Annotated in this window: 18 protein-coding genes; 8 read left to right on the plus strand and 10 right to left on the minus strand. The window is 60.4% G+C overall.

Going from position 1 to position 20,025, the window contains the following annotated elements; genetic code table 11:
- The 3 genes from Q7C20_RS05525 to Q7C20_RS05535 all read right to left on the minus strand — a co-directional run bounded on the left by Q7C20_RS05525 (position 1) and on the right by Q7C20_RS05535 (position 2,271).
- Complete coding sequence (locus tag Q7C20_RS05525) at positions 1-960, minus strand: YbgA family protein (protein WP_375066113.1); 960 nt, start codon at positions 958-960, stop codon at positions 1-3.
- Between the two features lie 112 nt (positions 961-1,072).
- Positions 1,073-1,288 (minus strand): TIGR02450 family Trp-rich protein, encoded by a 216-nt coding sequence (locus Q7C20_RS05530; protein WP_375066115.1) that lies wholly within the window; start codon positions 1,286-1,288, stop codon positions 1,073-1,075.
- Entirely contained in the window at positions 1,285-2,271 is a 987-nt protein-coding gene (locus Q7C20_RS05535; RefSeq protein WP_375066118.1) for an NAD(P)/FAD-dependent oxidoreductase, read from the minus strand. Before Q7C20_RS05535 ends, Q7C20_RS05530 begins: the two co-directional genes overlap by 4 nt.
- A 199-nt stretch (positions 2,272-2,470) precedes the next feature.
- Between Q7C20_RS05535 and Q7C20_RS05540 the strand changes: the two genes are divergently transcribed.
- Complete coding sequence (locus Q7C20_RS05540) at positions 2,471-3,370, plus strand: TIGR01777 family oxidoreductase (RefSeq protein ID WP_348056756.1); 900 nt, start codon at positions 2,471-2,473, stop codon at positions 3,368-3,370.
- Positions 3,371-3,384: 14 nt separating this feature from the next.
- The gene (gene hemH, locus Q7C20_RS05545) at positions 3,385-4,410 is read left to right on the plus strand and encodes a ferrochelatase (protein WP_375066120.1); all 1,026 of its coding nucleotides are present in this window, start codon (positions 3,385-3,387) and stop codon (positions 4,408-4,410) included.
- Between the two features lie 118 nt (positions 4,411-4,528).
- On the opposite strand, the gene Q7C20_RS05550 is transcribed toward hemH, so the two are convergent.
- The 3 genes from Q7C20_RS05550 to algW form a co-directional block, all read right to left on the minus strand.
- Positions 4,529-5,248 (minus strand): DUF4198 domain-containing protein, encoded by a 720-nt coding sequence (locus Q7C20_RS05550; protein WP_375066122.1) that lies wholly within the window; start codon positions 5,246-5,248, stop codon positions 4,529-4,531.
- Between the two features lie 10 nt (positions 5,249-5,258).
- Positions 5,259-7,370, minus strand: coding sequence for a TonB-dependent siderophore receptor (locus Q7C20_RS05555; RefSeq protein WP_375066124.1), 2,112 nt, complete (start codon positions 7,368-7,370; stop codon positions 5,259-5,261).
- 109 nt (positions 7,371-7,479) lie between these two features.
- Positions 7,480-8,634, minus strand: a complete 1,155-nt coding sequence (gene algW, locus Q7C20_RS05560; protein WP_348056763.1) for a Do family serine endopeptidase AlgW — start codon at positions 8,632-8,634, stop codon at positions 7,480-7,482.
- A gap of 101 nt (positions 8,635-8,735) precedes the next feature.
- Here algW and Q7C20_RS05565 point away from each other — a divergent pair, with 101 nt between their 5' ends.
- The 3 genes from Q7C20_RS05565 to cysN all read left to right on the plus strand — a co-directional run bounded on the left by Q7C20_RS05565 (position 8,736) and on the right by cysN (position 12,580).
- On the plus strand, positions 8,736-9,494 hold the full coding sequence (locus tag Q7C20_RS05565) for a Nif3-like dinuclear metal center hexameric protein (RefSeq protein WP_348056765.1): 759 nt from the start codon (positions 8,736-8,738) through the stop codon (positions 9,492-9,494).
- A 260-nt stretch (positions 9,495-9,754) separates the two neighbouring features.
- On the plus strand, positions 9,755-10,672 hold the full coding sequence (gene cysD / locus Q7C20_RS05570) for a sulfate adenylyltransferase subunit CysD (RefSeq protein WP_003171640.1): 918 nt from the start codon (positions 9,755-9,757) through the stop codon (positions 10,670-10,672).
- A 9-nt stretch (positions 10,673-10,681) separates the two neighbouring features.
- On the plus strand, positions 10,682-12,580 hold the full coding sequence (gene cysN / locus Q7C20_RS05575) for a sulfate adenylyltransferase subunit CysN (RefSeq protein WP_375066128.1): 1,899 nt from the start codon (positions 10,682-10,684) through the stop codon (positions 12,578-12,580).
- A 175-nt stretch (positions 12,581-12,755) separates the two neighbouring features.
- Here cysN and Q7C20_RS05580 read toward each other — a convergent pair whose 3' ends face one another.
- The 3 genes from Q7C20_RS05580 to Q7C20_RS05590 form a co-directional block, all read right to left on the minus strand.
- A complete protein-coding gene (locus Q7C20_RS05580; RefSeq protein ID WP_375066129.1) occupies positions 12,756-13,655 on the minus strand; it encodes an acyltransferase in 900 nt (299 codons plus the stop codon).
- Complete coding sequence (gene pta / locus Q7C20_RS05585; protein WP_348056772.1) at positions 13,656-15,755, minus strand: phosphate acetyltransferase; 2,100 nt, start codon at positions 15,753-15,755, stop codon at positions 13,656-13,658.
- 79 nt (positions 15,756-15,834) lie between these two features.
- Positions 15,835-16,125, minus strand: a complete 291-nt coding sequence (locus Q7C20_RS05590; RefSeq protein ID WP_375066443.1) for a DUF3565 domain-containing protein — start codon at positions 16,123-16,125, stop codon at positions 15,835-15,837.
- On the opposite strand from Q7C20_RS05590, the gene Q7C20_RS05595 reads away from it, so the two are divergent.
- The gene (locus Q7C20_RS05595) at positions 16,124-16,609 is read left to right on the plus strand and encodes a peptidylprolyl isomerase (RefSeq protein ID WP_348056774.1); all 486 of its coding nucleotides are present in this window, start codon (positions 16,124-16,126) and stop codon (positions 16,607-16,609) included. The two genes, Q7C20_RS05590 and Q7C20_RS05595, sit on opposite strands and share 2 nt — an antisense overlap.
- 285 nt (positions 16,610-16,894) lie before the next feature.
- Here Q7C20_RS05595 and rpsT read toward each other — a convergent pair whose 3' ends face one another.
- On the minus strand, positions 16,895-17,173 hold the full coding sequence (rpsT, locus tag Q7C20_RS05600; protein WP_003171647.1) for a 30S ribosomal protein S20: 279 nt from the start codon (positions 17,171-17,173) through the stop codon (positions 16,895-16,897).
- Positions 17,174-17,426: 253 nt separating this feature from the next.
- On the opposite strand from rpsT, the gene murJ reads away from it, so the two are divergent.
- Together murJ and ribF are read left to right on the plus strand one after the other, a co-directional pair.
- The gene (gene murJ, locus Q7C20_RS05605) at positions 17,427-18,965 is read left to right on the plus strand and encodes a murein biosynthesis integral membrane protein MurJ (RefSeq protein ID WP_375066133.1); all 1,539 of its coding nucleotides are present in this window, start codon (positions 17,427-17,429) and stop codon (positions 18,963-18,965) included.
- Between the two features lie 119 nt (positions 18,966-19,084).
- Complete coding sequence (ribF, locus tag Q7C20_RS05610; protein ID WP_375066135.1) at positions 19,085-20,023, plus strand: bifunctional riboflavin kinase/FAD synthetase; 939 nt, start codon at positions 19,085-19,087, stop codon at positions 20,021-20,023.
- The last annotated feature ends 2 nt before the right edge of the window (positions 20,024-20,025 follow it).

Consider the following 20,025-nt stretch of genomic DNA (forward strand, 5'->3'; position numbering starts at 1 on the left):
TTAGATCGCATTTCGCAGGCTGAGATTTTCCGGGTGCGGCTGCAGGTAGGCCTGTTGCGCGATGTAACGGTCCGGGTGTTGGCGAAAATGGTGTTTAAGCAACGTGAGCGGCACCACCAGCGGCACAATGCCGTGGCGGTACTGGCCGATGACGGTTTGCATTTCCTGCTTGTCATCGGCGCTGATGGCTTGCTTGAGGTAGCCGCTGATGTGTTGCAATACATTGCTGTGAGTACCGCGAGTGGCGCATTTTTTCAGGCCGGTCATCAGGTCGCTGAAATAACAATCGGCCAGCTCAGTCAGGTTGGCGCCCTTGCCCATGCTGCCCAGCATGTGGCCAAGGCTCTTGTAGTGCACAGGGCTGTGGGCCATCAACAGATATTTGTAGCGAGAATGAAAAGCCAGCAAGCGGTGACGGGTCAGGCCCTCGGCCAGCAGCTGTTGCCAGCTGGCATACACAAAAACCCGGGTCAGGAAGTTTTCCCGTAGCACCGGGTCGTTCAGGCGGCCGTCTTCTTCCACCGGCAGGTTGGGGTGGCGCGCGCAAAAGGACTGGGCATAGATGCCGCGTCCACCGCCGTCCACCGGTGTGCCGTTTTCACGGTACACCTTGACCCGCTCCAGGCCACACGACGGCGATTTCTGCATGAAGATGTAACCGCACAGGTCGGTATGTTCCGCGGCCATTTGCTGGCCGTAGTCGTCCAGCGGCTGGGTGACATTGAGCGCGCGGTTAACCGTGCCAATCGCTTGCGGGCGCTCGGGGTCGCCCACCAGGCGGATCGGTTCGCGAGGAATGCCCAAGCCGATGGCGACTTCAGGGCACAGCGGCACGAAGTCGAAATAGTCGGCGAGGGTTTGGCTGCACAGCAAGGATTGTTTATGTCCGCCGTTGAAGCGCACATTTTCGCCCAGCAGGCAGGCGCTGATGGCGATCTTTGGTTTAACGGTGCTGGACATGACTGAACCTCTGCAAGATTCCTGTACAAGCCTTAAGGCCTGTACAACTAAATCTCATCATAGGTTTGGTGCTGTACAAGTCAAATATTTTGTACAAGTATTTTCAGCGCGCTTACTTCCAGCCGATTCGCCAGTCTTCGGCGTTTTGCAGGGTTTGCCAGGCGAGGCGCTTGGCGCGCCGCGTCATGACCGCTTGCAGCTCGATTTCCAGCACGGTGCCTTCTTCGTCACGGAATAGTTCGGTGACCAGAAAGTGTTTTTCCTTGTTTTGCGGGCGCGCGGCTGTCCACTTCGACAGCAGCAATTTGGCGGGATTGATCTGGTTCATTGCAGGTGCTCGATCAAACGGCGCGCGGCTTCCTGGCCACTGAGCCATGCGCCTTCGACGCGGCCCGACAGGCACCAGTCGCCACACACGTACAAACCCAGGTCGGCATCGGCGAGCACGCCGAACTCATGGCTGGTGGACGGGCGCGCATACAACCAGCGGTGGGCCAGGCTGAAGGACGGCGCAGGCATGGCGCTGTTCAGCAATTCGGCGAAAGCGCCGTGCAGATGTTCAATCACGGCTTCCTTTGGCAGGTCCAAGTGGGCCTTGCTCCACGTGCTGGTTGCGTGCAATACCCACGTGTCTAGGGTGGTGTCGCGCCCCGGTTTACTGCGGTTGCGCGCCAGCCAATCGAGGGGGCTGTCTTGTACAAAGCAGCCTTCCATGGGCGTATCCAGCGGTGTATCAAAGGCCAGGGCAACGGCCCAGGTCGGATCCATTTTTACCCCGGCGGCGACACTCGCCAACTTGGGCGCGGCGGCCAGCAAGGCGGTGGCCTGCGGTGCTGGCGTGGCGATGATCACGTGACTGAACGGGCCATGGTTGCCGCCGTCGGCATCCAGCAGGTTCCAGTGCTGAGTGCCCTGGAATACATCCGTGATGCGGCAACCGAATTCCACCGGCAAATCGTCGAGCAGCGCACGCGTAATCGCGCTCATGCGCGGCGTGCCGACCCAGCGGATCTGTTCATCGGGGGAGGGTGTCAGTTGGCCGGACTTGAAGTTATACAGCTGCGGCTTCCACTGCTCGGCCCAGCCGTTGCTTTGCCAGCGTTGCACTTCATTGACGAAGCGGCGGTCGCGGGCGGTGAAGTATTGCGCACCCATGTCGAGGGCGCCGGCGTCGCTGCGCTTGCTGGACATGCGGCCGCCACTGCCGCGGCTTTTATCGAAGAGTTGCACAACGTACCCCGCGTCTCGTAACGCTCGGGCGGCGGATAGACCGGCGATGCCGGTGCCGATGATCGCGATGGGAACAGTCATGGGAGGCCTCGTTTTACCGTTGGGTACAGACTACGCCGACACCAATAGCTGTACAATATTGTTTTTTGGTATAAGTTTTGGCGTACCTGTTCTAACGGCGTGGCCTATGGTTAAACAACAGCTCACGCCCGCTTGCCAATGATCCCTGTTTATAAAATAGACCAGTGACGGGCCGCGAACGTTACATGAGGAGGATCCCATGCATATTTTGCTGACCGGCGGTACAGGTCTGATCGGGCGCAAGCTCTGTTTGCACTGGCTTGCCCAGGGCCATCGCCTGACGGTATGGAGCCGCGAGCCGGACACCGTCGCCCATTGGTGCGGCGACGAGGTGTTGGGTGTCGGCCGCCTGCAGGACGTTATCGGCCACGTGGACGCAGTGGTTAACCTGGCCGGCGCGCCTATCGCCGACCGGCCGTGGACCAAAAAACGCAAGGCGCTGTTGTGGAGTAGTCGCATCAGCCTCACCGAAGCGCTGCTGACGTGGATGGAGGGGCAGGAACAAAAGCCTTCCGTGTTGATTTCCGGTTCGGCCGTGGGTTGGTACGGCGACGGTGGCGAGCGCGAATTGACCGAAGCCAGCGGCCCGGTGAAGGACGACTTCCCCAGCCAGCTGTGTATCGCCTGGGAAGAAACCGCCCTGCGCGCCGAAGCGTTGGGCGTGCGCGTGGTGTTGGTGCGCACGGGCTTGGTGCTGGCGGCGAAGGGCGGCTTTTTGTCGCGGCTGTTGCTGCCGTTCAAATTGGGGCTGGGCGGGCCTATCGGCAATGGTCGGCAGTGGATGCCTTGGGTGCATATCAAGGATCAAATCGCGCTGATTGATTTTCTTCTGCATAAATCTGACGCAAGCGGTCCTTATAATGCCTGCGCGCCACACCCGGTACGCAATCGCGAGTTTGCCAAGACCCTGGGCCGCGTGCTGCACCGCCCCGCCTTTATGCCGCTGCCGGCGTTTGCCTTGAAGGTCGGGCTGGGCGAGTTGTCCGGGTTGTTGTTGGGCGGGCAGAAAGCAGTGCCCGAACGGCTACTGGCCGCCGGTTTCACTTTTCAGTTCACTGAGTTGCACGCGGCCCTGGAAGACTTGTCCAGCCGCCTCTAGCCATAGGATGTTGCATGACGGATCACGCGTTGTTACTGGTCAACCTGGGCTCACCGGCGTCCACGTCGGTGGCCGATGTGCGCAGCTACCTCAATCAGTTTTTGATGGACCCCTATGTGATCGACCTGCCCTGGCCGGTGCGACGCTTGCTGGTGTCGCTGATCCTGATCAAGCGGCCTGAGCAATCGGCGCATGCCTACGCGTCTATCTGGTGGGAAGAGGGCTCGCCGCTGGTGGTGCTCAGCCGCCGCCTGCAACAGCAAATGACTGCGCAGTGGACCCAGGGCCCGGTGGAGTTGGCGATGCGTTACGGCGAGCCGTCGCTTGAAACGACCCTCACGCGTCTCGCCGCCCAAGGCATTCAAAAGGTCACTCTGGCGCCGTTGTATCCGCAGTTTGCCGACAGCACCGTGACCACGGTGATTGAGGAAGCCAAGCGGGTGGTGCGCGACAAAAAGCTCAAGGTGCAATTCTCGATCCTGCAACCGTTCTACGATCAGCCGGAGTACCTCGATGCGCTGGTAGAGAGCGCCAAGCCTTATGTGGCGAAGGATTTCGATCATTTGTTGCTGAGTTTTCACGGGTTGCCTGAGCGCCATCTGACGAAACTCGACCCGACGGGCCAGCACTGCTTCAAGGATGCGGACTGCTGCAAGAACGCCTCGCCTGAGGTGCTCGCCACCTGTTATCGCGCGCAATGTTTCAGCGTGGCGCGCGATTTTGCCGAGCGCATGGGCTTGCCGGACGGTAAATGGTCAGTGGCATTCCAGTCCCGCCTGGGCCGCGCCAAATGGATCGAACCCTACACCGAGGCCCGCCTGGAAGCGCTGGCGCAACAAGGGGTGAAGAAGCTGCTGGTGATGTGCCCGGCGTTTGTCGCCGACTGTATCGAGACCCTGGAAGAGATCGGCGATCGCGGGCTGGAGCAATTCCGTGAGGCGGGCGGCGAGGAATTGGTGCTGGTGCCGTGCCTGAATGATGACCCGCAGTGGGCGGTGGCGCTTAACACCCTATGCGAGCGGGCGCCGATAGCGCTGTAATCGCGCCAACGGTGGCAGCTGGTTTGCCTGCGATAGCGTGTGACTGAATACACCTCAGTGACTGCATCGCAGGCAAGCCAGCTCCCACTTTGACTCTGCCCACGTTGAGTTTTTGGTGTTACTCGTGATGCGGTTCGCCGAGGAACGTCAGCGAGGTGAACAGGCCTCGTGTCGCCACATCGGCGTTGTCCTTGAGCGGCACTTCCACTTGCGCGGCAATCACATTCAACCCTTCATTGCGTACCAGCACTTGCGCGCGGCCGTCCTTGTCAGTCTCTGTGCTCACGGTGTTCGGCATGTTGCGATAGTCGCCAATCAATTTGACCCCCGCCACCGGCTTGCCATCCAGCAACACCCGCACCGGCAGAGCCTTGCCCGGTCCTACCGTCAGCGGATCAACTTCCGGCAGGATGACCAGTTTGATCTGCTTCAGCGCCGGCAATTTCGCCCCCGGCTGGTAAATCGCCAGGCTGTACTTGAACGTCTGGGTCGACTCAATTGCCCCCGGCACTTGGCTACGGCCCTGGTTGATCCACTTTTTATCCGCGGTCTGCGACCACATGCCGTTATCCAGCGCCACCGCCAATACCGCCGGTGATTTGAGGGGCTTGAGGCGTGCTTGGTCGGCCAGGCGTTCGACGGTCACCGGAATCATCTTGCCGCTGACGTCATAGGCCCAGGCGCCGCTGACTTTCTGGGCCTTGAACGCATTGTCTTCGGCGCCATGGCCGTAGATGACTTCGATATTGCCGCGACGCTGTTCGGTCCACAGGCCATGGGCCGAGGCGTGGGTGGCAAACAGCAGGCCGATCAAGGCCAAGGGTTTGAGAAGGTGCATGGGGCGTCCTTTACAGGTTGAGGGTCAGGCTGACGGTGAAATTGCGCGGCTCGCCGGGGTTGACCCAGTAATTGCTGTAAGAGCGCTCGTAGTACTTTTCATCGAACAGATTGTTGAGGTTCAAGCCGACGGTGACGTTTTCCGTGGCCTTGTAATGCGCGAGCAAATCGACGGTGTGATAGGCCGGCAATTCGAAACTGCCGCCGGCCTCGCCCGAGCGGTCGCCCACATAGGTGAAGGCTGCGCCCAGGTCCGAGCCGCGCAACGTGCCGTCCTGAAATTCATAAACGCCCAGCAGGCTGCCGCTGCGCCTGGCCACGCCGAGAATTCGGCTGCCGGCGGGAATGGCCGCGTCGCCTTTGGTGACTTCGGCGTCGATGTAGGCAAAGGCTCCGATCACGCGTACGGCGTCAGTCACTTGGCCGGTCAGTTGCAGGTCAAAACCCTGGCTGCGCGCTTTGCCCATGGCACGGCTGGTGTCGGTGGCCGGGTCCAGGGCGAGGACGTTTTCCTTTTCAATATGAAACGCGGCGAGGGTGGCGCTGAGGCGGTCATCGAACAGCTCGCTCTTGATGCCCACTTCATAACCCACGCCTTCTTCGGGCTTGAACGACTTGCCGCCCGCGTCCAGGCCATTGTTGGGCTTGAACGAGGTGGACGCGTTGGCGAACACACCGACTTGCGGCGTCAGTTGGTAGAGCAAACCGGCGCGCTGGGTGAGGGCATCGTGGGTTTGCCGGCTCGTGGCGTGGTTGCGGGTGAAGTCATCGGTGCGTTGTTCAAAATGCTCGAAGCGCGCGCCAAGCGTGCCGCGCAGGCGGTCGGTGAAAATAATCTGGTCTTGCAGGTTCAGCGCCTGGCTTTTTACCTGCTCAAAGAAGTCGGTGCCGGAGCGTGCGCCGTTGGGCTTGGGCTGGCCGTACACCGGCGTGTAGATGTCGATGGCGTAGGGGCTGCCGGCGATGGCGGTCACGCGCTCTTTCTTGCGGTAGTCCTCGTACTCGGTGCCGATCAGCACTTCGTGCTGCCAGCTGCCGATGTCGAACAGGCCGCGCAGCTCCAGCTGAGTAATGCTGTCGTGCCAGCCGGTAGAGCGCTCGCGGTAGCGGCGGTTCACGGTATGGCCGTCGGCGTTCAGGGCGCGGCTTTCCGAGGCGTCACCCCACAAGCTGCCTTGCTTGTAGTGGCTGGCCAGGCGCAGTGACCAGGCGTCGTTGAGGTGATGCTCCAGAGTGGCCTGGAGGCGGTTGTTGTGATTGCGGATATTGCCGTCGTCGGGTTCGCCGAGGAAGGTGGAGCGCGACATGCCGTGGGAGTCAACGATGCCACGGTCGAAGGTGGAGCTGTGGCGCACGAATTCACTTTCGACGAGCAGGCTGGTGTCCGGGTCCAGCTGCCAGCTGAACGACGGCGCAACGAACACGCGCTTGGCGTCGACGTGATCGCGAAAGCTTTGGTTGTCCTCTACTGCCAGGTTCACCCGTGAGAGCACGCGCCCTTCGCTGTCCAGCGGGGTGTTCACATCCAGCGCGGTGCGATAGCGGTCCCAACTGCCGGCGCTGGTTTGCAGCGTGGTGAAGGCTTCCGCCTGGGGTTTCTTGGTGACGATATTGACGGTGCCGCCCGGATCGCCGCGCCCGTAAAGGCTGGCGGCAGGGCCTTTAAGCACTTCGATACGCTCGATGTTGGCCGCGTCCGGCGTGCTCGGGTAGCCACGGTTGGCGCTGAAACCGTCCTGATAGAACTCCGACGTGGTGAAGCCGCGCACGCTGTATTCGTAGAGGGTCAGGCCGCCGAAGTTATTTTGTTTGGACACGCCGCCGGCGAATTCCAGGGCGCGTTCCACGCTGGTGCTGCCCAGGTCGGTGAGGACGGTGGCGGGAATCACGCTGATGGCTTGTGGGATGTCGCGAAGGGCGGTGTCGGTTTTGGTCGCGCTGGCGGAACGGGTGGCGCGGTAGCCTTTGACCGGGCCGGTGGCGGACCCATAGGCGTCGGCGGTGACGCTGATGGCGCCCAATTCCACCGTGTTTTCTTCGGTGTGGCTTTCTTCGGCGTAGGCGGGGTCGAGCAGCAAACCCAAGGCCAGACCGGCCACGGGGACAATTCTTCTAGGCAGCATGATAGAGCGTTCCAATATCAATATTGAAACAATATAACATGACCGATGAGAATGGATTTCTTTTGAAACATCAAGTTACAGGAGCCCGCGAACGGGCTCCCTTAAACCGTTATTCCTCTTCCTTGACCGGCGCTGGCGGCGGACGCAGACCAATCTCCGCCAACAGCTTTATTTCCTTGCCGTTGCGCATTACCTGAATCGCCACTTTGTCGGTCGGCTTGATCCGCGCCACCTGGTTCATCGACTTGCGGCCATCTCCGGCCGGTTCGCCGTCGATGCTGAGGATCACATCACCCAATTGCAGGCCGGCTTTTTGCGCCGGGCCGTCGCGGAAAATCCCGGCGACCACAATGCCGGGGCGCCCGGTCAGGCCAAACGACTCGGCCAGATCCTTGGTCAGCGGCTGCACTTCAATGCCCAGCCAGCCACGAATCACTTGGCCGTGTTCGATGATCGACTTCATCACCTCCATCGCCAGCTTCACCGGGATCGCAAAACCGATGCCTTGGGAGCCACCGGATTTGGAGAAGATCGCCGTGTTGATGCCGGTGAGGTTGCCATTCGCGTCCACCAGCGCGCCGCCGGAGTTGCCCGGGTTGATCGCGGCGTCGGTCTGAATGAAGTCTTCGTAGCTGTTGAGCCCCAACTGGTTACGCCCGGTGGCGCTGATGATGCCCATGGTCACGGTCTGGCCGACGCCGAACGGGTTGCCGATGGCCAGTGCCACATCGCCCACGCGCAGGGCCTCGGAGCGGCCGATGGTGATCGACGGCAGGCTTTTCAAATCAATTTTGAGTACCGCGAGGTCGGTTTCCGGGTCGCTGCCGACCACACGGGCGAGGGTTTCACGGCCGTCACGCAGGGCCACCACAATCTGGTCGGCGCCGCTGGTCACGTGGTTGTTGGTGAGGATGTAGCCTTCCGGGCTCATGATCACCCCGGAACCCAGGCTGGATTCCATGCGGCGCTGCTTGGGCGAGTTGTCGCCGAAATAACGGCGAAATTGCGGGTCTTCAAACAGCGGATGCGGCGGTTTGTTGATGACCTTGGTGGTGTACAGGTTGACCACGGCTGGCGCGGCGATAACGACGGCGTCCGCATAGGTCACCGGGCCTTGCACCACCGAATTGCTTTGCGGGGCCTGTTGCAGGTTCACATCCAGGCTGGGCAAGCCCACCCACTGGGGATAACGCTGAATAATCAGCGTCGCGATCAGCACGCCAGCCAACAATGGCCATCCAAAAAAACGCAGTGCCTTGAGCATCAAGTAAGTCCTGACAGGTTGCAGGGGGCGGGAGAGCGCCCATAATGTCGCGCATTATACGAGGCTGTGACGCCTGCGAACGGGATATTTAGGAGTCTTTTATGGCCGTCCCCCTTACCACCCTCGTCGAGGAAGCAGACCGCTACCTTGGCAGCGCAAAAATAGCCGATTACTGCCCCAATGGCCTGCAAGTGGAGGGGCGCCCGCAGGTGATGCGCATCGTCAGCGGCGTGACCGCGAGCCAGGCCCTGCTGGACGCTGCTGTCGAAGCCCAGGCCGACTTGGTGCTGGTGCACCACGGGTATTTCTGGAAAGGCGAAAACCCCTGCATCACCGGCATGAAGCAACGGCGCCTGAAAACCCTGCTCAAGCACGACATCAGTTTGCTGGCCTACCACCTGCCGCTGGATCTGCACGCTGACGTGGGCAACAACGTGCAGCTGGCGCGCCAGTTGGACATCACGGTTGAAGGCCCGCTGGATCCGGATAACCTCAAAATCGTCGGCCTGGTCGGCTCCCTTGCCGAGCCGATGTCTCCGCGAGACTTCGCTCGCCGCGTGAGGGACGTCATGGGCCGCGAGCCGCTGTTGATCGAAGGCAGCGAGATGATCCGCCGTGTCGGTTGGTGCACCGGCGGTGGCCAGGGCTACATCGACCAGGCGATTGCCGCCGGTGTCGACCTCTACCTGAGCGGCGAAGCGTCCGAGCAAACCTTCCACAGCGCCCGCGAGAACGACATCAGCTTTATCGCCGCCGGCCATCACGCCACCGAGCGCTACGGCGTGCAGGCGCTGGGCGATTACCTGGCGCGGCGGTTTGCGCTGGAACACCTGTTCATCGACTGCCCCAACCCGATCTAAAGAGCATCAAGGCTCAAATGTGGGAGCTGGCTTGCCTGCGATTGCATCACCTCGGTTTGCCTGAATGACCGAGGTGCCTGTATCGCAGGCAAGCCAGCTCCCACACAAGCCAGCCCCCGCAGGAAGCCCAAACTACGGGGCATATTCATATACCGTTTCGATCTAGCCAGCTCCCTGATTAGAAGAAGGTGCTGTGCTAGCATGCCCCGCTCGAACACGGCCCGCTGGCCGTCCACAAGATCGTTTTTCCGTGAGTAGCCATGGTCGACAAACTGACGCATCTGAAACAGCTGGAGGCGGAAAGCATCCACATCATCCGCGAGGTCGCCGCCGAGTTCGATAACCCGGTGATGCTCTACTCGATCGGTAAAGACTCCGCCGTGATGCTGCACCTGGCGCGCAAGGCTTTCTTCCCGGGCAAACTGCCGTTCCCGGTGATGCACGTCGACACCCGCTGGAAATTCCAGGAGATGTACAAGTTCCGCGACAAAATGGTCGAAGAACTGGGCCTGGACCTGATCACCCATATCAACCCGGACGGCGTGGCGCAGAACATCAACCCGTTCACCCACGGCAGCGCCAAGCACACCGACATCATGAAGACCGAGGGCCTCAAGCAGGCGCTGGACAAGCATGGTTTCGACGCAGCTTTCGGCGGTGCCCGTCGCGATGAAGAGAAATCCCGCGCCAAAGAGCGCGTGTACTCGTTCCGCGACAGCAAGCACCGCTGGGACCCGAAAAACCAGCGCCCGGAGCTGTGGAACGTCTACAACGGCAACGTCAACAAGGGCGAGTCGATCCGCGTGTTCCCGCTGTCCAACTGGACCGAGCTGGATATCTGGCAGTACATCTACCTGGAAGGCATCCCGATTGTGCCGCTGTACTTCGCCGCCGAGCGCGACGTGATCGAGAAGAACGGCACGTTGATCATGATCGACGACGACCGCATCCTTGAGCACTTGTCCGACGAAGACAAAGCCCGAATCGTCAAAAAGAAAGTACGTTTCCGTACCCTTGGCTGCTACCCGTTGACGGGCGCGGTGGAGTCCGAAGCCGAGACGCTGACGGACATCATTCAGGAAATGCTCCTGACGCGAACTTCCGAGCGCCAGGGCCGTGTCATCGACCACGATGGTGCAGGCTCGATGGAAGATAAAAAACGTCAAGGCTATTTCTAAGGGGCTGTCATGTCGCACGTATCTGATTTGATCAGCGAGGACATCCTCGCCTACCTGGGCCAGCACGAGCGCAAGGAAATGTTGCGCTTTCTAACCTGCGGCAACGTCGATGACGGCAAGAGCACCCTCATCGGGCGCCTGCTGCACGACTCCAAGATGATCTACGAAGATCACCTGGAAGCCATCACCCGCGATTCGAAAAAATCCGGCACCACCGGCGATGACATCGACCTGGCGTTGCTGGTCGACGGCCTGCAGGCCGAGCGTGAGCAGGGCATCACCATTGATGTTGCCTACCGCTACTTCTCCACCGCCAAGCGCAAATTCATCATCGCCGACACCCCCGGCCATGAGCAGTACACCCGCAACATGGCCACCGGTGCGTCCACCTGTGACCTGGCGATTATCCTGATCGACGCTCGCTACGGCGTGCAGACCCAGACCCGTCGCCACAGCTTTATCGCCTCGTTGCTGGGCATCAAGCACATTGTGGTGGCCGTCAACAAGATGGACATCAATGGTTTCGATCAAAGCGTTTTCGAGCAGATCAAGGCCGATTACCTGAAGTTCGCCGACGGCATCGCGTTCAAACCGAGCACCATGGCCTTCGTACCGATGTCAGCGCTCAAGGGCGACAACGTGGTGAACAAGAGCGAGCGCTCGCCCTGGTACACCGGGCAGTCGCTGATGGAAATTCTCGAAACCGTCGAGATCGCCAACGACCGCAACTACACCGACCTGCGTTTCCCGGTGCAGTACGTCAACCGTCCGAACCTGAACTTCCGTGGTTTCGCCGGTACGCTGGCCAGCGGCATCGTGCACAAGGGCGACGAAGTCGTGGTGTTGCCGTCGGGCAAGAGCAGCCGCGTCAAATCCATCGTCACCTTTGAAGGTGAACTGGAGCACGCTGGCCCAGGCCAGGCCGTGACCCTGACCATGGAAGACGAGATCGATATCTCCCGTGGCGACCTGCTGGTACACGCCGATAACGTGCCGCAAGTGACTGACGCCTTCGACGCCATGCTGGTGTGGATGGCCGAAGAGCCGATGCTGCCGGGCAAGAAATACGACATCAAGCGCGCCACCAGCTACGTGCCGGGTTCCATCACCAGCATCGTGCACCGTGTGGATGTGAACACTCTGGCGGAAGGCCCGGCGAGTTCGCTGCAATTGAACGAGATTGGCCGGGTCAAGGTCAGCCTCGATGCTGCCATCGCGCTGGACGGTTACGACAGCAACCGCACCACTGGCGCGTTTATTGTTATCGACCGTTTGACCAACGGCACCGTGGCTGCGGGCATGATCATCGCGCCGCCGGTTAACCATGGCGGTTCTGCGCAACACGGCAGCCTCGCGCATGTAGCCACCGAAGAACGCGCCCTGCGCTTCGGCCAGCAACCGGCCACCGTGTTGTTCAGCGGTTTGTCGGGTGCGGGCAAAAGCACCCTGGCCTACGCGGTTGAGCGCAAGCTGTTCGACATGGGCCGCGCGGTGTTTGTACTGGATGGCCAGAACCTGCGCCACGACCTGAACAAGGGCTTGCCGCAGGACCGTGCCGGGCGTACCGAGAACTGGCGCCGTGCCGCTCACGTTGCACGTCAGTTCAACGAAGCTGGCTTGCTGACCTTGGCCGCGTTTGTTGCGCCGGATGCCGAAGGGCGTGAACAGGCCAAGGCCTTGATCGGCGCCGACCGCCTGCTGACGGTATACGTGCAAGCGTCGCCGTTGGTATGCGCCGAGCGTGATCCGCAAGGTTTGTACGCGGCCGGTGGGGATAACATCCCTGGCGAGTCCTTCCCGTACGACGTGCCGTTGAATGCCGACCTGGTGCTCGACACCCAGGCCTTGTCGCTGGAAGACAGCGTCAAGCTAGTGCTGGAGCTGTTGCGTCAGCGCGGCGCGATCTAAACCTCGCCGCCACTAAAAAGCCCGCCACCGATCACTCGGTGGCGGGCTTTTTATGGTGTCTTGAAGACAACTCGGTCAAATGTGGGAGCTGGCTTGCCTGCGATAGCTGACTGTCAGTTGATATATGTGTAACTGACCCACCGCTATCGCAGGCAAGCCAGCTCCCACATTTTGATCATCTTTTGCCTGGGTAATTGCTGTGCAGTGTGTCTAGCAGCGCATCCTTATCTTCCCACAGCTTGTTAATCCAGCCCTGGAACGCCAACCGATACTCCCCATCCTGCTCATAATTCTTGCCAATAAACTCAGCCGGAATCTGCACCTCTTCAAAGTGCACCACTACATCCTTCACATTCCCGCACAGCAAATCCCAATACCCCGGGCGCCCGGCAGGGTAGTGGATAGTCACATTGACCAATGACTTCAGCTGCTCACCCATGGCATCCAGCACAAACGCGATACCGCCAGCCTTGGGCTTGAGCAGGTACTTAAACGGTGATTTCTGCTGCGCATGCTTACCCGGCGTATACCGTGTGCCCTCGGCAAAGTTGAAAATCCCCACAGGGTTGTCGCGAAACTTCGCACAGGTCTTGCGCGTGGTTTCCAGGTCTTTGCCTTTCTTCTCGGGGTGTTTTTCCAGATAGGCCTTGGTGTAGCGCTTCATGAACGGAAAGCCCAACGCCCACCACGCCAGACCAATCACCGGCACCCAGATCAGTTCCTGCTTGAGAAAGAACTTCAACGGGCGAATCCGCCGGTTAAGCACGTATTGCAACACCATGATGTCGACCCAGCTCTGGTGGTTGCTGGTCACCAGGTACGAGTGTTCATAGTCCAGGCCCTCAAGCCCGGTCAGGTGCCAGCGTGTGCGCCGCACCAGGTTCATCCAGCCCTTGTTGTTGGTTACCCAGGCTTCGTGGGTGTGGTTCATCAGCCATTCGCTGAAACGCTTGGCGAATGGCAGCGCCTTGAACAGCGCGACGATAAACAAAAACGAGCACAGCAATATTGTGTTCAGCGCCAACAACAGGGACGCGATCACCCCGCGCACGGCGGCAGGTAGAAAATCCAGCATTTAGATATCCATAGGTCGGTTGGCGGCTTGAATCGCAGTCAGCGCGATGGTGTACACAATGTCGTCTACCTGAGCCCCACGGGGCAGGTCATTCACTGGCTTGCGCAGGCCCTGGAGCATCGGGCCCAGGCTTACGCAATCGGCGCTGCGTTGCACGGCTTTGTGGGTGGTGTTGCCCGTGTTCAGGTCCGGGAACACAAACACCGTGGCTTTACCGGCCACCTGGCTGTTGGGCGCCAATTGCCGGGCCACGGTTTCGTTGGCTGCGGCGTCGTATTGCAAGGGGCCGTCGATCAGCAGCGAACTTTGCTGCTCGTGGGCGAGCAAGGTGGCTTCGCGGACTTTCTCCACTTCCTCACCGCTGGCCGAATCACCGCTGGAATAGCTGATCATCGCCACCCTCGGGGTAATGCCGAATGCGGCGGCCGAGTCGGCACTTTGCAGGGCGATCTCCGCCAGCTCGGCGGCGCTTGGGTGCGGGTTCATCACGCAGTCGCCGTACACCAGCACCTGCTCCGGGAACAGCATAAAGAACACCGATGACACCAGCGTGCAGCCCGGCGCCGTTTTAATCAGCTGCAGGGCAGGGCGGATGGTGTTGGCGGTGGAGTGAATGACGCCGGAGACCAGGCCGTCCACTTCATCCAGCGCGAGCATCATGGTGGCGATCACCACGGTGTCTTCCAGTTGTTGCTCGGCCATCGGCGCGTTGAGGCTTTTGCTCTTGCGCAGGGCGACCATCGGTTCGACGTAGCGTTGGCGAATCAGGTCCGGGTCGAGAATCTCCAGGCCCTCGGGCAACTCGATGCCGTGGGCGCGGGCAACCGCTTCCACGTCCGCCGGCTTGGCCAGCAACACGCAACGAGCAATGCCCCGCGCCTGACAGATAGCGGCGGCTTGCACCGTCAGCGGCTCGCTGCCTTCGGGCAACACGATGCGCTTGTTGGCGGCCTGGGCGCGCTGGATCAACTGGTAGCGGAACACGGCCGGCGACAGGCGCATCTCCCGTGGCGTGCCGCAGCGTTGGTGCAGCCAGCGTGCATCGAGGTGGCTGGCGACGAAATCAGTGATGATCTCCGCGCGCTCGCGGTCATCAATCGGGATTTCCTTGTTCAGGCTGTTGAGCTGGTTGGCCGTGTCGTAGGAGCCGGTGCTCACCGACAGCACCGGCAGCCCGGCCTGGAACGCGCCCCGGCACAAATCCATGATGCGCGGGTCGGGCAGGGTGTCGCTGGTCAGCAGCAAACCGGCCAGTGGCACGCCGTTGATGGCGGCCAGGCTGACGGCGAGGATGATGTCGTCGCGGTCGCCCGGCGTTACCACCAGCACGCCGGGCTTTAGCAGCTCCACGGTGTTGCGCATGGTGCGCGCGCAGATGATGATTTTGGTCATGCGCCGGGTTTCGTAATCACCGGCGTTGAGGATTTGCGCGCCCATCAGGTCGGCCACGTCACGGGTGCGTGGCGCGTTGAGTTCAGGCTGATAGGGAATGCAGCCGAGCAGGCGGAAATCGCCGCTGCGCAACAACGGCGAATGCTCTTTGAGGCGCGCCGAGAACGCCTCCATGCTTTCGTCGGTGCGCACCTTATTGAGGATCACGCCGAGCACTTTCGGGTCTTTCGGGCCGCCGAACAGTTGCGCCTGCAATTCCACGCGGCCTGATAGCTCGGTGAGTACTTCGTTTTCCGGGGCCGACACCAGAATCACTTCCGCATCCAGGCTCTTGGCCAGGTGCAGGTTGACCCGCGCCGCGTAGCTGGCGCTGCGCGTTGGCACCATGCCTTCAACAATCAGCACGTCTTTGCCCACGGCGGCTTGCTGATAAAGGGTGATGATTTCTTCGAGCAGTTCGTCGAGCTGGCCGTCGCCGAGCATGCGCTCCACGTGAGCCAGGCCCAAGGGCTGCGGTGGTTTCAAACCGTGGGTGCGCGCGACCAGTTCGGTGGAGCGCTCGGGGCCGGTGTCGCCAGGGTGCGGCTGGGCAATCGGCTTGAAGAAGCCGACTTTCAGCCCGGCTCGCTCAAGGGTACGCACCAGCCCAAGGCTGATGGAGGTCAGACCCACACCAAAATCGGTGGGCGCGATAAAAAAAGTTTGCATGCGAATTCTCTGGAGGTGCATGGCTTGGGTGGCGCTCTATGGCTGAGCGCCTACCGCGAATCAGGTGCCAAGGTTATCGTTATTCGCGGGCTTGCGCACACCAGCCGCACGCAAAGGGTTGGCCTATTTTTTCAAGACGTTGCGCCGCATCGAGCACCCAGGCGCGGGACTGCCAGGGCGGCTGGTGGCGCAGGTGCTGGGTGTGGCCGCAGGACAGCTCGGCAACCCAGTGCTGATCCTCATCCAAGTGGAAGCCGATGATGAAGGATGCCGTTGATCGGCTCCGTCTGTCCGTGTTCTGTTCGCTTTCGGGCAAATCCTTGTTTAGACTTGTCCGTTCTTCATTCTTATGCAAAAGGTCTCGCCCCATGACGATCGCCGCTAACAAGGCTGTCTCCATCGACTATACCCTGACCAACGACGCTGGTGAGGTCATCGACAGCTCCGCCGGCGGCGCGCCGCTGGTCTACCTGCAAGGCGCAGGTAATATTATCCCGGGCCTGGAGAAGGCTCTGGAAGGCAAAAGCGTCGGTGATGAACTGACTGTTGCTGTAGAACCTGAAGACGCTTACGGCGAATACTCCGCTGAGCTGGTCAGCACGTTGAGCCGCAGCATGTTCGAAGGCGTTGACGAGCTGGAAGTGGGCATGCAGTTCCACGCTTCCGCGCCGGACGGCCAAATGCAGATCGTCACCATCCGCGATCTGGACGGCGACGACGTGACTGTCGACGGTAACCACCCTCTGGCGGGTCAGCGCCTGAACTTCCAGGTGAAGATCGTTGATATCCGCGATGCCTCGCAAGAAGAAGTGGCTCACGGCCACGTCCACGGTGAAGGCGGTCACCAGCACTGATTGACGCATTGATCAGCTGGTAGCCAAAACGCCCCGACTTGATCGGGGCGTTTTTTTATGCCCAAAGAATGTACACGGTCCAAATGTGGGAGCGGGCTTGCTCGCGAATGCGGTGTGTCAGGCACCAGATGTATTGACTGGCGCACCCATTCGCGAGCAAGCCCGCTCCCACATTTGGATCTGTGCCGTCCATAAATCAGGCACAAACAAAAATGCCCCGGACCTTTCGGTACGGGGCATTTCTTAACTGTTACGCAACCGGAGTTACGAGGCAGTTGTTACCACTTAGGCTGCTGCAGCGACGTTCAGAGCCTTGATGTGGCCATTCAGGCGGCTCTTATGACGAGCGGCCTTGTTCTTGTGGATGATGCCTTTATCGGCCATACGGTCGATAACTGGCACAGCCAGAACGTAAGCTGCTTGAGCTTTTTCAGCGTCTTTGGTGTCGATGGCTTTAACTACATTCTTGATGTAGGTACGAACCATGGAACGCAGGCTGGCGTTGTGGCTGCGACGCTTCTCAGCCTGTTTTGCACGTTTTTTGGCGGAAGGTGTGTTGGCCACCGTCGAGCTCCTCGAAAGACTTTTTAGGAAATAGCAAACAAAATAGGCCGCGAATCATGCCGATGACTTGATGGGTTGTCAAGGCCGGCTGATGCGAACTGCTGAGTGGTCGATCTGAAGAGGCGGGTGATTTATTTCCGGCGCTTGACCTGTAAACTCGCGAGCTTTGGCTCTGTGCTGTTGCAGGCGCGCAGTATCGCATAAGTAGGCGCTTTGTTCGCCTGCTCTTTATCTAAAGGCGCAAACTCTTTCAATGAATCTGCTCAAATCGTTGGCTGCCGTCAGCTCTATCACGATGATCTCCCGGGTTTTGGGGTTCGTGCGTGACACCCTGCTGGCGCGCATTTTTGGCGCCAGCATGGCCACGGATGCCTTCTTTATTGCGTTTAAATTGCCCAACCTGCTGCGGCGGATTTTCGCTGAAGGCGCTTTTTCCCAGGCCTTCGTGCCGATCCTGGCCGAATACAAAACCCAGCAGGGCGAGGAGGCGACCCGCACCTTTATTGCCTACGTTTCGGGCCTGCTGACCCTGGTGCTGATGCTGGTGACTATCGCCGGCATGCTCGCCGCGCCCTGGGTGATCTGGGCCACGGCGCCGGGTTTTGCCAACACACCGGAAAAATTCGCGCTGACCACTGACCTGCTGCGAGTGACCTTTCCTTATATATTGCTGATTTCCCTGTCGTCCCTCGCCGGGGCGATCCTCAATACCTGGAACCGTTTCTCGGTACCCGCCTTCGTGCCGACCCTGCTTAACGTCAGCATGATTATTTTCGCGCTGTTCCTCACGCCGTACTTTGACCCGCCAGTGATGGCCTTGGGTTGGGCGGTGCTGGCTGGTGGCCTGGCGCAGTTGCTCTACCAACTGCCGCACCTGAAAAAGATCGGCATGCTGGTACTGCCGCGCCTGAACCTCAAAGACACCGGCGTATGGCGCGTGATGCGTAACATGCTGCCAGCGATTCTTGGCGTCTCCGTCAGCCAGATTTCCCTGATCATCAACACCGCCTTCGCCTCATTGCTGGTTTCCGGCTCAGTGTCTTGGATGTATTACGCCGATCGCCTGATGGAGCTGCCGTCCGGCGTGCTCGGCGTGGCGCTGGGCACAATTTTGCTGCCAACCCTGGCTCGCACCTACGCCAGCAAAGACCGCCAGGAGTATTCGCGCATCCTCGATTGGGGCCTGCGCCTGTGCTTTGTGCTGGTGCTGCCCTGTTCCCTGGCCCTCGGCATTCTGGCCGAGCCGCTGACAGTCTCTTTGTTCCAGTACGGCCAGTTCGATGCGCATGACGCCTTGATGACGCAGCACGCGTTGGTCGCCTACTCCGTGGGGCTGCTCGGCATTATCGTGATCAAAGTGCTGGCGCCGGGTTTCTACGCCCAGCAAAACATCCGCACGCCAGTAAAAATTGCGATCTTCACCCTGATCGTCACGCAACTGCTCAACCTGGTGTTTATCGGCCCGCTGGCCCACGCTGGCCTGGCCCTGGCCATCAGCGCAGGCGCGTGCATCAACGCGGGTTTGCTGTTTTATCAACTGCGCAAGCAGCAGATGTTTCAGCCGCAGCCCGGCTGGGGGATGTTTGCGCTCAAGCTGGTGGTGGCGGTGACGGCGATGTCGGCCGTGTTGCTGGGCCTGATGCACTTTATGCCGGCCTGGGATGAAGGCCATATGCTGGAGCGCTTTATGCGCCTTGGCGTGCTCGTGGTCGCCGGGGTGGTGGTGTACTTCGGGATGTTGCTGCTGCAAGGCTTTCGCCTGCGGGATTTCAATCGCAAGTCGTTGGGCTAGAGACTTTGCCGCGATAAAACGGTTGTTTTATCGATTCGAACCATTTGGCCTGCGCTGTTGCCTGTCGTCCGGGGCCGGGTGTGGTTATAATCGACCACTTTATGAGCAAGAAGCGCGTTATGCAGCTGGTTCGAGGTCTCCACAACCTGCGCCCCGAGCATCGGGGCTGCGTCGCCACTATTGGCAACTTTGACGGTGTTCACCGTGGCCACCAGGCTATCCTGGCCCGGCTGCGCGAACGTGCGGTCGAGTTGGGCGTGCCCAGCTGCGTGGTGATTTTTGAACCACAGCCGCGGGAATACTTCACCCCCGAAACCGCGCCGGCGCGCCTGGCCCGCTTGCGGGACAAGCTGCAACTGCTGGCGGAAGAAGGTGTGGACCGCGTCCTCTGCCTGGCCTTCAACCAGCGTTTGCAAAGCCTGAGCGCCGCCGAGTTCGTCGACCGCATCTTGGTCGATGGCCTGGGCGTGCAGCACCTTGAGGTCGGCGACGACTTCCGTTTTGGTTGCGACCGCGTAGGCGATTTCGATTTCCTGCAAAAAGCCGGCGTCAGCCAGGGTTTTACCGTCGAAGCCGCGCAAACCGTCGAACTCGACGGCCTGCGCGTGAGCAGTACGCAGGTGCGTAACGCCCTGGCCGCTGCCGACTTCGCCTTGGCCGAGCGTTTGCTCGGTCGCCCGTTCCGCATTGCCGGGCGGGTATTGCACGGTCAGAAGCTGGCGCGCCAACTCGGCACGCCAACCGCCAACGTGCAACTCAAGCGCCGTCGCGTGCCGCTGACCGGGGTTTACCTGGTCAGCGTCGACATCGACGGCCAACCGTGGCCGGGAGTCGCCAACATAGGCGTCAGGCCCACGGTTGCAGGTGATGGCAAGGCCCACCTGGAAGTTCACCTTTTGGATTTTGCCGGTGATTTATACGACCGGCGTTTGACGGTGGTTTTCCACCAAAAGCTGCGTGAAGAGCAGCGTTTCGCCTCCCTTGAGGCGTTGAAAACGGCGATCAATGCGGATGTCGCCGCCGCCCGTGCACTAGCCGCACCTAGCGCCCATCGCTAACC

Origin of the sequence: Pseudomonas sp. AMR01, assembly GCF_041946035.1 — a bacterium.
Taxonomy (GTDB): domain Bacteria; phylum Pseudomonadota; class Gammaproteobacteria; order Pseudomonadales; family Pseudomonadaceae; genus Aquipseudomonas; species Aquipseudomonas antarctica_B.